Here is a 16,693-nt window from a genome sequence, read left to right as displayed (position 1 = left end):
TTATTCTTTTTTTAAAACTACAATTTCTTTGTAATTTCTTTCGATTTTTTTAATCAATTTGTTTACTTCTTTTTGATTTTCTAAACTTAAAATTAAGAAGTTTAATTCTATTGTATGATTGTAAATTACCTCATTTTCTTCTAATACATAAGTAATTTCACTGGTTATAAAATCATTAGAAACTTTTACAGTTTCTGGCATATAATCTACCTTATAGCCTTTAGGAATTTCTAATTTTGTAGTGTAACTAAAATATCTTTTATAATCGTATTCTATAGCGTTTTCACGTTTTTTATCAGTTTTATAATATGATAAATCTTTATTTAAATTAAGGTTGATGTAAATTTCATCTCCCAATTTTTTAGAATAATTTTTAATTTCAAAATCATAATCTACTATAAAATCATTATCATAATGATATTTATTAGTCTCTTTAAAATTCTTCACCAAAAACTTATTATTTCCTTTTACAAATTTTCTATTGTAAAATTGTTTTAATTTAGTTTCTGTATTCTCATTTTCTAAATCGTTAAAAACATCAATCTTTGGATACCCAGAAATTGTTGTTTTTGCAGTACCTATAACACTCCCATTTTCAATTTTTATACTTGTAGAATCAATAACGGCACTTTCTTTAGCAGCAATAACTGGTACTTTTTTTATCTTAAATTCTTTTCCATAAGAAACCAATGCTTCTTTTCCTTGGATAAAAGAAGTCGGAATTCCGAATTTAATATACCTTCCTGTTGCGTCTAAATAATAAGTTCTTCCATTGTTTTCATAAGAAAGAATCATGTGATTATCTACCACTGGCGTTGGCACTTCTTCATAAGTATAAGGTATACTTCTTGTACCTATCCATGTTAAGTTTCCTTTTACACCTGCAATTTCTAACATTCTATACAATATGCTAGAATTGTCTTTACAATCGCCATATTTCTTTCTAAAAACCTCATTAGATTCTCTTGGTATAAAACCTCCTAAAGCATACTCAAAAGCGATGTATTTTATATTTTTCTGCGTCCAATAATAAATTGCTTTTACTTTTTCTAACTCTGTTTTTTTATCTGCAGTTATTTTATCTACTAAAGTTACTAATTCTTTATTTGCAGGTTCAACATTTACATTTTCAACCAAAGAATAATACCAACCATATAAATCAGATACTTTTCCCAGTACCTTTTTGGTTTTTTTGTTAATCTTATAAGAAGTTATAATAGGAACAATATGAGGTAAAATGGTTTTATAATTTGGGGTATTTGCTTCATAATCATATTCTGCTTGATTATCTAACTGCCAAGTATAAATTGTTTTTTTTCTTTTTTCTTCTTTTGTAAATTGAATATTATCATCAGAAATATTGAATTTTCTGAATTCTAGATTCACATCTTTATCAGCAATAATAGTTACTTTATTTTTTTTGATAGGATAATATTCTCCAAAATAAAAAGGCATTAAAAAACGAGGGTTTTTAATTTTCTGCGAATATTTTAATTTGGATTTTGATCCTTTTTTTAAATTAGGATAAACATAGTTTAATGATTTTGTATCATCATAAAAAGAGCTATTTAAATCATCTTTTTTGGTAAATTTTTCTACTTCTTTTTCTACATATACATTGTTTTCAAAAGAAAGTGTTGATGCTTTTACCTCATTTAATTCAAAAAAAGCAGAAAAGTTTAAGGTGTTTTTAGAATTATAAGTGGCAGCTTCATTTAAATACAAATCTTCTTCTATAAATTCTTGATTAATTTCTAAACCTTCTTTAGTAGCTTCAATAGTTATAATAGTTTCTTGTTGTAAACGAATTCTTGCAGCTTCTGGGTGCAATTTTCTATACTTTAAAAACTCTGTAGAATATTGAGCATTTAAGCTTGTTATCACCAATAAAAAGAAGGCAATTAAACTTGATTTATAAATTTTCGACTTTATATGTTTTTCCATTAAAATACTCCTTTTTGGTTTTTAATTTCCCTGCTTCATCGTAAAAAAAAGACATTCCGTGTTTTACATCATTTGCAAAATTAAATTCTTCTTTTTTATTTCCGTTTTCGAAATATACAATTTGTTTTCCTTGCTTTTCTCCTTGAAAGTAATTGGTTTCTTTTTTTAGGTTTCCGTTTTCAAAATATTCTTTTCTAACACCATGAAAATTTCCATCTAAATAATTAATTTCCTCCATTAAAACTCCAGAATAAAAATAGGATTTATAGTTATTTATAAAATCTCCAAATTGATATTCCATTGTTTTTGAAGGTTTACCATTATCAAAAAACGCTTCAATTTTTCCACTTTCTTTATCTAGTGGAGTCATTGCAATTTCTGTTCCGTTTTTATCTAAATAACTATAACCAATAATTTCTCCATGATTGTAAAATCGAATTAATTGCAATTTCCCAGAAGAATCGTAAAACTCATGTTTTCCATGTTTTTTTCCTTCATAATATTCAATTGTGGCTTTTTTAACTCCATTATCATAGAATTTTTTACTAACACCTACCTCTAAATCATTTTCAAAATTATATTCACCTTGTATTTTACCATTTTTATAATAGTTAATCACTTTTCCTTGTGCATTCCCTCTAGAATAATTGGCTTTGCTTTCTATATTTCCGTTTTCATAATACCAAGTCCAAAGTCCGTTTTGTTTCCCATTTAAATAACTACCGGTAATTTCCTTATTTCCATTATAATAAAAAACTTCATAGTCTCCATGCTTTACTTCATTTACATAAGAAATGGCAGCTCTAGTTTTTCCATTATAATGTTTATTAATAATCTTATATTCTTTTTCTTTTGAGACGTAATCCATTTTTTGAAACGGAATTTCATTTTTATCATAAATTTCTTCAGATATTAAATTGCCAAATTGATAAAAAGTAGTTGCTATTAATTTACCAGAAACACCAAAGGTTTTTTGAGCACCGTTAAGCATTCCTTTATGATAAAAATTCACAGCGTTAATAGTACCATCTATATTATAATATCTCCATTCACCAACCTGATTTCCATCTTTATACCAACCTTGAGTAGCCATTTTACCATTTATATGATAACCAACATAATAACCATCTATTACATCTTCTTTATAATTGGTTATATTATCGATATTTCCATTTTTAAAATAAGTAAAGTACTCTCCGATTATTTTATTTTCTTTAAAGTTTCCTTTATTTTTTAAAACACCATTATCTGTATAAAATTTCCATTCGCCAGATTTTCCTCCAGAAATATCATACAATCCTTCAGTGGTTTTATTTCCTTTTGGCGAAAATCCTTCATAATAAAATTCACCGCTTTTCTTTTTACCTTTCTTTAAAACAGTTGCGTCTTTATTATAGAATGTGAAGGCAATTATTTCTCCTTTTCTATAAATATATTCATAAAATAACTTGCCATCAGTATCATAGTATTTATATAAATCATGTAAACTTCCGTTTTTGTAGGTAGATTCACTTTCTAGCGTTCCGTCAGAATAAAACGTTTTCCAAGCGCCATTGTAAAAACCTTCAAAACTTTGTCCAACTTCATTTGGCTTTCCATTAGAATGGAATGATTTATAACTTCCACTTAACTCTCCATTTACATAATTAATTTCTGAAGAAACTTTTTTATTATAATGATAAACTGTTTCTAATCCATTCTTTTTACCAGCAACATAATATGATTTTGCATATACATCTCCATTTGCATAATATTCTAAAACCTCACCATCAATTTCTCCGTTTTTATAAGGAATTTTAAATTCAAGAATCTTTTCTCCAACATCAAAATACGATTTATACATTCCGTCTAAAACACCAGAATTAAAAAATTTTCTTTGAACCAAAGCGCCTTTATTATTAAAATACTCATATTGCCAATGCAAAGAATCGTTTACATAATTTGCATCTACATATTTCTTTCCATTATTATGGAACATTAAATTTTTCCCTTCTAAAACTCCGTCTTTGTAAAAAGCAGTCTCTTTTATTTTATTTAATGATGTAAACCATGTCCATTTACCAGTTCTTTCTCCAGAATTATCAAAATTTCCTTCTGCTGTTAACCTACCCGATTCATTATAAAATTGCCAAAATCCAACTGGTTTTCCTTCTTCATAATTACCAACTGCATCTACATAAGAATCACTATATTCATAAGTAACTTCTTGTTGCTTTCCATTAAAAAGAATGTTATTTTTAGATACTAAATTTGCCCATTTAATTTTTAAATCTGCTAAAAAAGCAATGATTTCTTCGGTATTATTCTTTATGATTTTTTTATAATCTTCATTTTCAATAGCGTATGTAAGTGTATAAGTAAAATCATCAAATTTATTATTTTTAGCAATCCATTTATAGAATGGCACGTATGTTTTATCCCAAAAACCACCATTTCCTTTAAAGTTTTTTAACTGGGCAATCATTGCATGGTTCTGTCTTACTAATGCTATATTTATAGGGTTACTTGTTTTGTAATTCTTATTCATAGCTACTTTACTACTCAATACTAAATCTATATCCTCAAAAGAATCATCTTGGTCATCTAAGGTAATATTTAGATCTCTTTTATTAGAATTTTTTGCTTTTACAATGTTATTTAAAGACTTTAAAACAGTAAATGCTCCATCTGCATCTGGTTCTAAAAGTAAATACAGATTAAAACACATTAATGCTTGTGTAAAACGCTCTTGTTTATAATAAATATTACCAATCTGTAAATGTGGTTTGGTATAAGTTGGATTTAAAGAAATTGCTTTTTTATATGCATTTACAGCTTCATTTAATTTACCTTGAATTTCTAAAATATGCCCTTTATTAAACCAAAGTAAATAGTTCTTTGGATAATATTTAAGACCTTCATTGTAATTTTCTAAAGCTTTATCATCCTTTTTTAGGTTAGATAAAACAACCCCTTTATTCGCATAAAAGTTAACTTTAGAATGTTGATGACTACTATTAATACCTTCGTTTACAACATTTAATGCCTCTTCATACTTTTTTAATTGTAGTAAATAATATGATTTTGAAATAAGTAATGAGTAATAAGCAGAGTCATTCTTATTGAGTGTATTGATAAGAGAGATTACTTTTTCATTGTTTTCTTCTTTCGAGATTTTCTGAATTATTTCGTCATAATCTACAAAGGGAATTTTTTCTTGTGAGAAACTAAAATTAGCCACAAAAAACATAGCAATTAATATTTTTTTCATAGAACTAAAATAAGAAAAAGAGGGAACAAAAACTCGAATTATTAAGTTTTTGTTCCCTCTTATTATGTAAATATTCTTTAAGAATCTATTCTACCAACAGCGCAACTTACAAAAGATTTTGCTTTGTGTAAAACAGTGTTTTTATCACCAACTTCTGGATAACCTAATTTAGATAACTTTAATCTAATTTCTTCTAAATTATCATTTTCTGATGTAATTGAAACAATTGATTTTTCTATATCAATATCTATTTCATTTACCCCATCTAGAGCTAATATTCCTTTTTTAATAGTTGCTGCACAACCACCACATTTTAAGTTTTCTATTTGTATATCTGCTTTCATTATTTCTTATTTTCTTTTTTCCATTGATTATATCCGCCTAAAACATTATAGACTTCATATCCTTTTCCTTGCAATAATTTTGTGGCATTACCACTTCTGTTTCCACTTCTACAGTATAAATATACTGGTTTGTTTTTATCTAATTTATTAACTGCTTTTTCAGTAAAATTATTATCAAAAAAATCAATAAAAATAGAAGATTCTATAAATCCATATTTTATCTCATTTTTTGTTCTTACATCTACTATTTGAACTTTATCTTTAGACAATAAATCTTTTAACTCTAATGTTGATATTGTTTTTATTTCTTGTGAGTTTCCACAATTGATAAAAAGAAAACTCGCAAAAAATATTAAAAATAATTGTTTCATTTTACTATTTTAATGTTGAAGGACAAACAGCTGCAGTTCTTTCAATATTTGTATTTATAGTTGCATTAAAACCACCTTCAACATCAATTACATTATGAAATCCTCTTGCTTTTAGAATAGAAGAAGCAATTACAGAACGATAACCACTTGCACAATGTATATAAAAATCTTCTTTCTTAGGGAACTCTGAAATATGGTCATTTAAAAAATCTAAAGGCGTATTTTTTGCAACTTTTAAATGTTCACTTTCATATTCTCCAGGTTTTCTAACATCAAAAACTAACGCGTTTTCTTTAATTTTTTCTTCTAAAACACTCGCAGAAACAGATTCTAAAGTATCTATTTCTTTACCAGTATTTTTCCATGCTTCAAAACTTCCTTGTAAATAGCCTAAAACATTATCAAAACCAACTCTAGACAATCGTATAATTGTAGCTTCTTCTTCTCCTTCTGGAGTTACCAATAAAATGGGTTGTTTAATATCTTTTATCAATGCACCAACCCAAGGTGCAAAAGTACCTCCTAAACCTATAAAAATAGATTTTGGTATAAATCCTTTTATAAATTCTGATTGATGACGAACATCTAAAATTAATGCTTCAGTTTCATTTGCATGAATTTCAAACGCTTCTACAGATAATGGTTTTGCACTGTTTTCTATAACATCATCTATATTTTGATATCCTTCCTTATTCAGTTTCACATTTAAAGGGAAATATGCTGGAGGTGGCAATAAACCATCGGTAACTTCTTTTACAAACTCTTCTTTGGTCATATTTGCTCTTAAAGCATAATTGGTTTCTTTTTGATTACCAATTGTTCCCACAGTTTCTTTGCTTAAACTTTTACCACAAGCAGAACCAGCTCCATGTGCAGGATATACAATAACATCATCTGCTAAAGTCATTACTTTATTACGTAAACTATCAAATAAATAACCTGCTAAATCTTCTTCTGTAATAGCTCCTTTCTGTGCTAAATCTGGACGACCAACATCTCCTAAAAATAATGTGTCACCACTAAAAATGGCATAATCTTTTCCGTTTTCATCTTTTAAAAGATAACAAGAACTTTCCATTGTATGACCAGGAGTATGTAATACTGTAATTGTAATATCTCCTATTTTAAAAACCTGATTGTCTTCTGCTATAATTGCATCAAAATTAGTTTTTGCTGTTGGTCCATACACAATTTTTGCTCCTGTTTTTTCAGCCAAAGTAACATGACCACTTACAAAATCTGCATGAAAATGAGTTTCAAAAATATATTTGATTTTTGCATTTTTCTTATCTGCTCTATCTATATAATCTTGTACTTCTCTTAATGGATCTATTATAGCAACTTCGCCATTACTTTCTATATAATAAGCTCCTTGAGCTAAACAACCTGTATAAATTTGTTCTATTATCATTGTAATCCTCCTTCTTTTTTAACGATTCAAAGTAACTTGAAAAAATAAATTTTTCAAATGACTTTTATCAGTCTATTATTAATTAATGGTATGCTTGATGAATGTATTTTGCATACTTTTCTTGTTGTTCTCTACATCCTGTTTTATAAAATTGAACTGCTCCATTTGCACGCATAAAAAAGTGATTTAAATCTATGATAGATAAAATACCACTTCTAAATAAATCGTCTCTAACTGGACCTTTAACTCCTGCCAATAGAAAAGTAACACCTTTCTTTTTATAAAACTTTATTCTTTCTTTTAACATTTCTACTCCTGTACTATCTACTCTATTAATGCTTTCTGCATCTAAAACTATTAGCTTTAATGCATCTCCTTTTTTAATAGCCATTTCATCTAACTTGTCTCTAAAATAACTTGAATTTGCATAATATATTTGAGCATCAAACCTAAATATTAAAATATCATCTTCAATAATAACTTCTTCAAAACGACTTCTATTTCTATAAAAATCAGAATTTGGAACTTTCCCTAATTCTGCTACATAAGGTCTAGAGGTTCTAAAAATTAAAACTATTAATGACAAACCAACTCCAACAATAATGCCGAATTCGATACCTAATAATAAGGTTCCTAAAAAAGTGGCTAACATTAACCAGAAATCTAAATGATTTGCTTTCCATAAAAAAGCAGCTTCTTTAATATTTACCAAACCAAAAACTGCTACAATAATAATTGCTGCTAAAACTGTTTTTGGTAAATGATAAAACATTGGTGTTAAAAATAATAAGGTAAAAACTACCATTACTACAGAAATTAATGAAGCCATTCCTGTTTTTGCTCCACTTTCTTGATTAATTGCAGATCTAGAAAAACTTGAAGTAGTTGGAAATGCTTTAAAAAAGGAGCCCATCATATTACTTAATCCTAAAGCAATTAATTCTTGGTTTGGTCTTATTCTATATTCATCTTGTTTTGCTTCTAACGATTTTCCGATAGATATAATTTCTAAATAACCAACCATTACTAAAGTAAATGCAATAGGAAACAATTCTCTTAAAAGGTCAAAATCGAACTCTGGAATACTAAATAAAGGTAATCCTGAAGGAATGTCTTTTACAATAGAAACATCGTTAAAGGAATGTCCAAAATACTTCATTATTATAATTCCGAGAATTACTACAATTAATGCGTTTGGTATTTTTTTATTTATTCTTCTAAAAATAATAATTACAACCACAGAAATTAAACCAATAATTGTTGTGTGAAAATTGTAGCTTGATAATTGAAGCCAAATATCTTCTACAACATACTGTAATTGATCGCTTTGTACAAAATCTACTCCAAATAAATTTCTAAATTGATTAAAGCCAATAATTAATGCTACTGCAGATGTAAAGCCTGTAATTACAGGTTTAGAAAGGAAGTTTACAATAAATCCTAAACTAAAAATCCCCATAATAAATTGAATAGCACCAACCATTAAAGCTAATAAAATTGCAATAGAAATATAACTGTCAGACCCTGCTAAAGCCAATGTTGAAACTCCTGTAGCAACAATTAATGAATCCATAGCTACAGGACCAATAGCTACTTGCCTTGAAGAGCCAAAAATAGCATACATTACTTGTGGCACTAATGCACAATATAAACCATAAATTGGTGGTAAACCAGCAATTAAAGCATAGGCAATTCCCTGTGGAATTAAAATAATACCAACAGTAATACCTGCTACTAAATCTCCCTTAAAAAGGGATGTATTATAGTTTGGCAGCCATTCTAATATTGGTATTAATTTTTTAATATTCATCAATTAAAACAATTCTCCTTGGTTTCTTCCTTTTATTCTTCCTAAATGTTTGTAGGCTAAATCTGTAACTTCTCTACCTCTTGGAGTTCGCATTATAAAACCTTGCTGAATTAAAAAAGGTTCATACACTTCTTCAATCGTTTCTGTATTTTCAGAAACTGCTGTGGCAATTGTGCTTATTCCTACAGGTCCTCCTTTAAATTTATCAATAATAGTTGCTAAAATTTTATTGTCCATTTCATCTAAACCATGAGCATCAACATTTAGCGCTTTTAAAGCATATTTTGCAATTTCTATTGTAATGTTTCCATCTCCTTTTATTTGTGCAAAATCACGAACTCTTCTTAATAAAGCATTGGCAATTCTTGGTGTTCCTCTACTTCTTCCTGCGATTTCTATGGCAGCTTCCATAGAAATAGGAACATTTAAAATATGCGCACTTCTTTGAATAATTGTAGTTAATAATTCTGTTTTATAATAATGTAATCTACTGCTAATTCCAAAACGTGCTCTCATTGGAGCTGTTAATAATCCTGAACGAGTTGTAGCACCAATTAAAGTAAATGGTTCTAAATTGATTTGAACGGTTCTGGCATTTGGGCCAGATTCAATCATAATATCAATTTTATAATCTTCCATTGCAGAATATAAATACTCTTCTACAATTGGGCTTAATCTATGAATTTCATCAATAAATAAAACATCACGTTCATCTAGATTAGTAAGTAAACCTGCTAAATCTCCTGGTTTGTCTAAAACAGGACCAGAAGTAACTTTTATACCTACTTGTAATTCATTTGCTAAAATATGAGCTAAAGTTGTTTTTCCTAAACCCGGAGGTCCATGAAATAATGTATGATCTAAAGCTTCTCCTCTTTGGTTTGCTGCTTCAACAAAAACTTTTAAGTTATCAATTGCTTGATCTTGTCCTGTAAAATCATCAAATGAAAGCGGTCTTAACTTTTTTTCAACATCTAAATCTTCATTAGATAAATTGTCATTTTCAGGATTTAAATTTTCGTTCATAACTACAAAGATAAATGATTTTAAGCTACATTTTTGTATGTTTTGTTACACAAAAAGTAATATAAACTAGTTATAAATTCCAGCTTCAATAAACGCTTTTTTAGAAGCTTCTGTTACATCACCTTCAAACAGTTTTTCATAACGTGCATCTAATACATATGCTTTTACAACTACTTTTGTTGCTGCATGATCATCAAAATGATCAAAAAACAAAATTGTAACTGGTTTATCAATATTTAAATACCTAGATGTAATTGCTGCTTCTTGCACAATTTTTCTAATTTCAGTGACATCAACATTAATAGGCAACCATAAATTAACAACAACCATACAATCTAATGCTCCTGAATTTGCATTTGAAATACTATCAGAAATAATTGCTGAATTTGGTATGGTAACTGTATTATCATCCAAAGTATTTACAATGGTATTTCGTAAACCAATGTTTACCACTTCTCCATAATTTCCTTTGATATTGATTCTATCTCCAATTTGAAAAGGTCTATCTAAGATAATTAATAAACCTCCAAAAATATTTTTTACAATGTCTTGCAGTGCAAAACCCAAAGCTAAAGCAGAAGAACCCATTAATGCATAAACAGCTTCTGCAGATGGATTAAAAAGTGTTACAATTAAAGTATAAACGGCTAATGTCCAAACTAATATTTTTATAACGGGTTGTAATCTTAGAATCTTTAATCGATGTCTGTTAAAGTTTTTAACCAAATTTTTAAAAAACCAATCTAACAACTTCATTAAACCCCAAGTGAGTACTATTACAACTACAATTGTAAGAATTTTGGTAAAAGAGATTACGTCTGTTGCAGTAGAAATGGTATTTTCTACATTATTTTTTACATCACTAACAGTTTCTTCTTGAGCAAAATTAGAAATGGCACTTAAGAAAAACAATACACTTAAACTTCTTTTCATGTTATCTAAAATTTCTATTTAATCTTTCTTTTAATAAGTCTTTTAGAATATCTAAAAACATTAAATTAATTCTATATTCTACTTTCCCTTTTATGGTTGTAGTAGGTCTAATCAATTGTTTTTCTAACAATTTTTCGATACTCAATCTACTTTGTCTGTCAGAATTTCTTAAAACAATATTTAGTTCTTTAATTGATAAAGATCTATGTTGAAATATGGCTTCTAAAATAAATAAATCATTAAGGGATAAATCATCTAAAACCATAATTTCTATTGGCTTTACAAAGACAGTTTTTCCTTTTACATTATATGCAGAATTTCTTGCATATAATATTGCTTTGGTAATGTTTCCTTTAGAAAACTGGTACAATCTCTTAAAAAATATTTTTTCTAAAATTGATTGACGCTCTTCTTTAGATACTTTCTTTAATTGTTTTTCAACTTTATTAGTGATTTTATTTGGCTTTAAAAAAACCAAATCATAACCATTATTTCTATTTAAGATTTCTTCTTTAAGTTGTTTGTTAGAAATAGGTTTTAAATGAATAATTGATGGAAAATGTGATGAAAAATATTTTACTCTATTCAAATAATAAAATGAGTATTTATTTATTGAAATTATCCAATATATTTTTGATTTTGTAGCATGTAAAAAAAGTAAAAAATCTTCGAGTAAATCAAAACCTCTAATTCTTCTTATAAAAAGTCTTTCAATATTTTCAAGAATTAACACATGGCTTTCTTCAGAATTGTTTATATACTTTTCTAGTTCTTTTAATGTTTTAAATTCTTCATCAATTCTTAATACATGAGACAAGATACTTATTAATTTCTTATAAGAGTCAATTGCCTGATTTGTTTCAAGAATTTTAGCAGTAGGATAAATATATGTACTAGCATGTAATAATGAAGTTCCTCCTTCACCAGGATCATTTACAACTAATAAAGGTGAATTAACTATTTTCCAATTATCAAAAGCGAGTTCTAAACTTCTTAATTCTTCATCTCTATTTTTTAAAAAATCTTTATTTTGAATAGCATATAAAGTGAAACGTTCTAAATATTCATCTGGAAGTTGAATTTTATCTTCAGCTTCTTCAATAATTGAAATTTCATTTTTCTCTTCTATATCAAAAAGCTTATACAGAAAGCTTATACTATTCTGTAACTTGTCTAAAACAGCCATTTTTTTGTGAAATTTGTTAGTATTAGCTAATATAACAAATCAAAATGATAATTTAAAATAAACAAAAAAGCCTTTCCGAATTGGAAAGGCTTTTTTAAATATTGTTAACTCTTAAGATGGATCTTCACCGTCTAATAAAGGTGTTGTTTGTAAAACAAAATCTTGTCCGTGTAAATAATCACTATCATCATCTTTAGGATCTACACGTTTACTATAATCATAAGCCCATCTATGAACTTCTGGTATTTTACCTGGCCAGTTACCATGAATATGTTCTACTGGTGTTGTCCATTCTAATGTATTAGAATTCCAAGGATTCTGAGTTGCTTTTTTACCTCTATATATAGAGATAAAGAAGTTTGCAATAAAGAAAATTTGTCCAAAACCACCAACTAAGGCAAATAATGTAATAACTACATTAATATCTGATAAATCATCGAACATTGGGAAGTTTGTATTTGTATAATATCTACGTGGTAAACCTGCTAATCCGATAAAGTGCATTGGCCAGAAAACTCCATAAGCACAAATAATACTTAACCAAAAGTGCCAATATCCTAATGTTTTATTCATCATTCTACCATACATTTTTGGAAACCAGTGATACACACCAGCAAACATTCCAAAGATTGCAGAAACTCCCATTACTAAGTGGAAATGCGCTACAACAAAGTATGTATCATGAATATTAATATCTAATGCAGAATCTCCTAAAACTAAACCTGTTAAACCTCCTGTTACGAATGTAGAAACTAATCCGATTGAGAATAACATTGCTGGGTTCAACTGTAAATTACCTTTCCACAAAGTAGTGATATAGTTAAATGCTTTTACAGCAGAAGGAATTGCAATTAATAATGTTGTAAATGTAAATACAGAACCTAAGAAAGGATTCATCCCAGAAACAAACATATGGTGACCCCAAACAATTGTAGATAAAAATGCAATTGCCATTATAGATCCAATCATTGCTCTATAACCAAAAATTGGTTTTCTAGAATGCGTAGATATAATTTCTGAAGTAATACCTAATGCTGGTAATAATACAATATATACCTCTGGGTGACCTAAGAACCAAAATAAGTGTTCATAAAGTACTGGTGATCCACCTTGATAATGTAATACTTCACCAGAAATAAAGATATCTGATAAATAAAATGATGTTCCAAAACTTCTATCAAAAACTAGCAATAATGCCGCTGATAATAATACTGGGAATGAAACTACACCAATAATTGCTGTAATAAAGAATGCCCACATTGTTAATGGCAATCTTGTCATTTTCATTCCTTTTGTTCTTAAATTGAAAATTGTAACAATATAGTTTAAAGATCCAATTAAAGAAGATGCAATAAATATAGCCATAGATACCAACCATAAAGTCATACCTGCTCCAGAACCTGGAATGGCTTGTGGTAATGCACTTAAAGGAGGATATACTGTCCAACCTGCAGATGCAGGACCAGCTTCCACAAATAAAGAAATTACCATAATTACACTAGAAATAAAGAATAGCCAGTATGATAGCATATTTAAGAAACCAGAAGCCATATCTCTAGCTCCAATTTGCAATGGAATTAATAAGTTTGAAAATGTACCACTTAAACCTGCTGTTAATACAAAGAATACCATAATAGTACCATGTATTGTAACTAATGCTAAGTACATATCTGGATTCATTACTCCATCTGTTTGATGAGGACCTAAAAATGCTTCAATAATAGAAAACGATTTTTCTGGCCATGCAATTTGCATACGAAATAACATAGACATAAATACACCAATAATCCCCATAAACATACCAGTTACTAAGAACTGCTTAGAAATCATTTTATGATCTTGGCTAAATATATATTTTGTTACAAATGTTTCTTTATGATGATGTTCTGACATAATCTTATATTAATTTGTAGTGTAATTTTTAATTATTTAATAACTGATGCTAATGTAGGTTGCTCTGCAATCCATTTGTCATATTCTGCTGGCTCTACTACAGTAATTTTCATTTGCATGTTGTAATGAGAAGCTCCACAGATTTTATTACATAATAATACATAATCAAAAACGTAAGGGTCTTCTCCTTTAGCTTTCCTTATTTTATTAATTCCTGCAGTTTTTTCTATTACTTCAGATTGACCTCTCATTTCTTCAGTAGTATACTTTGGTGTAAAACCAAATTCTGTAACCATACCAGGTACACAGTTCATTTGCGCTCTAAAGTGAGGCATATAAGCTGAGTGTAAAACATCTTGAGAACGGAACTTGAAATGAACTTTTCTACCTTTTGGCAAGTACAATTCAGTAACTTGTTTATCGTCTTGAGAATTTTTATCAGTCATATCTACACCTAAAGTATTGATTCCTTTTATGTAGTTTACATTTCCTAAACCTAAAGTATTGTCTTCTCCTGCGTAACGTGCATCCCATCTAAATTGCTGAGAATACACTTCAATAACAACTGGATTTTCTGCATCAGATAAATCCATAATGTTGTTCCACTGCCATAATCCATAACCGATTAAAACAACTAAAACTACAGCTGGAGTAATTGTCCAGATTGCTTCTAATTTATGACTATCTGCATAAAATTTCGCTTTCTTACCTTTTTCTCCTTTATATTTAAAAGTAAAGAAGAAAATTAAGAATTGCATAATAAATTGTACGACTCCAATTAACCAAAATGTAATGTCAAATAAGTTATCATCATGTTCCCCTTCAAAAGAAGCAGATTCTGGTAACATAATTACATTCATAAAGATTAAACAATAAATCATTATTGCATATAAAAAAACCATAAAGTAAATGGCATTTTTACCTTGAGTAGCATTGTCTTTATCAGTAGCAATTACGCTTCTTAAGTTCATTATTCTGGTAATTTGCCAGAAACTTACACCGATTGCAACAGCTATAAAAATATAAAATAGAGCTAGCATATTTATCTCGTCTTAATTATTTTAATTTAAATTATTTATTAATGATGATCTCCTGAACCTTCACCTCTGTGTTCAATATTGTAATAGTGAAAATGTTCACTTTCTTCTAAGAAAGGATTTCCTTTAGCTATAGGATTTGCTTTAGCAAATGCACTAAGTGTAGCATAAATAAAGATTCCTAAGAAAAATAATAATGATCCTAATTCAGCTAAACCAAATGACCATTGTGCACCTACAGTTCCTGGCATAATCATTACAAAAACATCAACATAATGTCCTGTAAGAATAACAACACCACCTATAATTACAAGCCAAGGAATACTTTTAAAGTCACTATTTAACAATACCAATATAGGAAAAACAAAGTTCATTACTACCATTGCTAAAAATGGAACTTTATATTCATTAAATCTTGCAACGAAATAAGTAGTTTCTTCAGGAATATCTGCGTACCAAATTAACATGAATTGAGAAAACCATAAGTAGGTCCAAAATACAGAGAAACCAAACATAAATTTAGCTAAATCATGAATATGACTATCGTTTACTTTAGGTAAAGCTCCTTTAGAACGTAAATATATTGTTACTAAAGCAATTACTGTTACAGCACTTACTAATAAACTTGCTAATACATACCAACCAAATAATGTAGAAAACCAGTGTGGGTCTAATCCCATAATCCAATCCCAAGACATCATAGATTCAGTAATCATGAATAAGAAAATAAAACCTACAGAAACATTATAGTTTAATTTGTATGTTTTACCACCATCATTAGCAGTATCTTCTTTAATAGAATTTCTACGGATAAAAAAACGATATGCATTCCATATTGCTAAATAAATAATACTTCTAATAGCCCAACCTGGTACATTCATCCACCAAGATTTACCATCTACAATTGCATCGTAGTTTTCATGACCTGGTGTAAAAGTTCCTTCTGCCATCCAAGGGAATAAATGATTCATGTGCATAACTGCAGTAATTATAACAATAAGCATTACAATTGAAGTAGGCACTAAATTTGCTGTAATAGCTTCCATCACTCTAAAAAGAACAACAGACCAACCTGCTTGTGCAACTCTTTGAATAGCATAAAATGCTAACACTAATAACGAAATTCCTAAAAAGAAAAATAACGCTACGTAAACTGCTGCCCAAGGTTTATTTTGTAATTGATGAAATACATGTTCGTCATGAGCTGCATCATGATGTTCTCCATGAGCAACCTCTGCTTTCGCGTCATGATCATTTGCATGTAAATCTTTAACAACATCTGTGTGATGCTCTTCTTTCTTTACTTCATCATGTGTAGCACCATGATCATCTCCATGAGATGATTGATGTGCAATAATTTCTTTAGCTTCTTCAACAGTGCTAGGTGCTGAATAAAAACCATATGCAATACCCAAAGCACCAATAATAATTAGTGCAATTGAGAACATTTTTAATTTACCTGAGAATTGATACATATCTTTCGTATTC

The 16,693-nt window shown here is 28.5% G+C and carries 12 protein-coding genes; all 12 read right to left on the bottom strand.

The window, feature by feature from the left end:
- Complete coding sequence (locus PHEL85_RS12320; protein ID WP_036825389.1) at window positions 1–1,944, bottom strand: transglutaminase-like domain-containing protein; 1,944 nt, start codon at window positions 1,942–1,944, stop codon at window positions 1–3.
- Window positions 1,913–5,194 (bottom strand): tetratricopeptide repeat protein, encoded by a 3,282-nt coding sequence (locus tag PHEL85_RS12315; protein WP_036825387.1) that lies wholly within the window; start codon window positions 5,192–5,194, stop codon window positions 1,913–1,915. Before PHEL85_RS12315 ends, PHEL85_RS12320 begins: the two co-directional genes overlap by 32 nt.
- Window positions 5,195–5,271: 77 nt before the next feature.
- Complete coding sequence (locus PHEL85_RS12310; RefSeq protein ID WP_036825386.1) at window positions 5,272–5,538, bottom strand: heavy-metal-associated domain-containing protein; 267 nt, start codon at window positions 5,536–5,538, stop codon at window positions 5,272–5,274.
- Entirely contained in the window at window positions 5,538–5,909 is a 372-nt protein-coding gene (locus PHEL85_RS12305; RefSeq protein ID WP_036825384.1) for a rhodanese-like domain-containing protein, read from the bottom strand. The genes PHEL85_RS12310 and PHEL85_RS12305 overlap by 1 nt, the downstream gene beginning before the upstream one ends.
- Window positions 5,910–5,913: 4 nt before the next feature.
- Window positions 5,914–7,320, bottom strand: coding sequence for an MBL fold metallo-hydrolase (locus tag PHEL85_RS12300; protein WP_036825383.1), 1,407 nt, complete (start codon window positions 7,318–7,320; stop codon window positions 5,914–5,916).
- Between the two features lie 82 nt (window positions 7,321–7,402).
- Window positions 7,403–9,130, bottom strand: a complete 1,728-nt coding sequence (locus PHEL85_RS12295) for a SulP family inorganic anion transporter (RefSeq protein ID WP_036825382.1) — start codon at window positions 9,128–9,130, stop codon at window positions 7,403–7,405.
- Between the two features lie 3 nt (window positions 9,131–9,133).
- Window positions 9,134–10,156 carry a Holliday junction branch migration DNA helicase RuvB gene (ruvB, locus tag PHEL85_RS12290; protein WP_036825381.1) on the bottom strand — a complete coding sequence of 341 codons (1,023 nt, stop codon included), beginning with the start codon at window positions 10,154–10,156 and terminating at the stop codon, window positions 9,134–9,136.
- A gap of 66 nt (window positions 10,157–10,222) precedes the next feature.
- Complete coding sequence (locus PHEL85_RS12285; protein WP_052108558.1) at window positions 10,223–11,089, bottom strand: mechanosensitive ion channel family protein; 867 nt, start codon at window positions 11,087–11,089, stop codon at window positions 10,223–10,225.
- 1 nt (window position 11,090) lies between these two features.
- A complete protein-coding gene (locus tag PHEL85_RS12280; protein ID WP_036825378.1) occupies window positions 11,091–12,275 on the bottom strand; it encodes a hypothetical protein in 1,185 nt (394 codons plus the stop codon).
- Window positions 12,276–12,386: 111 nt separating this feature from the next.
- The gene (locus PHEL85_RS12275; RefSeq protein WP_036825376.1) at window positions 12,387–14,168 is read right to left on the bottom strand and encodes a cbb3-type cytochrome c oxidase subunit I; all 1,782 of its coding nucleotides are present in this window, start codon (window positions 14,166–14,168) and stop codon (window positions 12,387–12,389) included.
- Between the two features lie 32 nt (window positions 14,169–14,200).
- A complete protein-coding gene (locus PHEL85_RS12270) occupies window positions 14,201–15,208 on the bottom strand; it encodes a cytochrome c oxidase subunit II (RefSeq protein ID WP_036825374.1) in 1,008 nt (335 codons plus the stop codon).
- Window positions 15,209–15,246: 38 nt separating this feature from the next.
- Entirely contained in the window at window positions 15,247–16,680 is a 1,434-nt protein-coding gene (locus PHEL85_RS12265; RefSeq protein WP_036825373.1) for a hypothetical protein, read from the bottom strand.
- Window positions 16,681–16,693: the final 13 nt, after the last annotated feature.

This window comes from Polaribacter sp. Hel1_85 (genome assembly GCF_000766795.1).
Lineage (GTDB): Bacteria > Bacteroidota > Bacteroidia > Flavobacteriales > Flavobacteriaceae > Polaribacter.
Note: the sequence above shows the minus strand (reverse complement) of the source record. Positions and strands in the feature narration are given on the sequence as shown.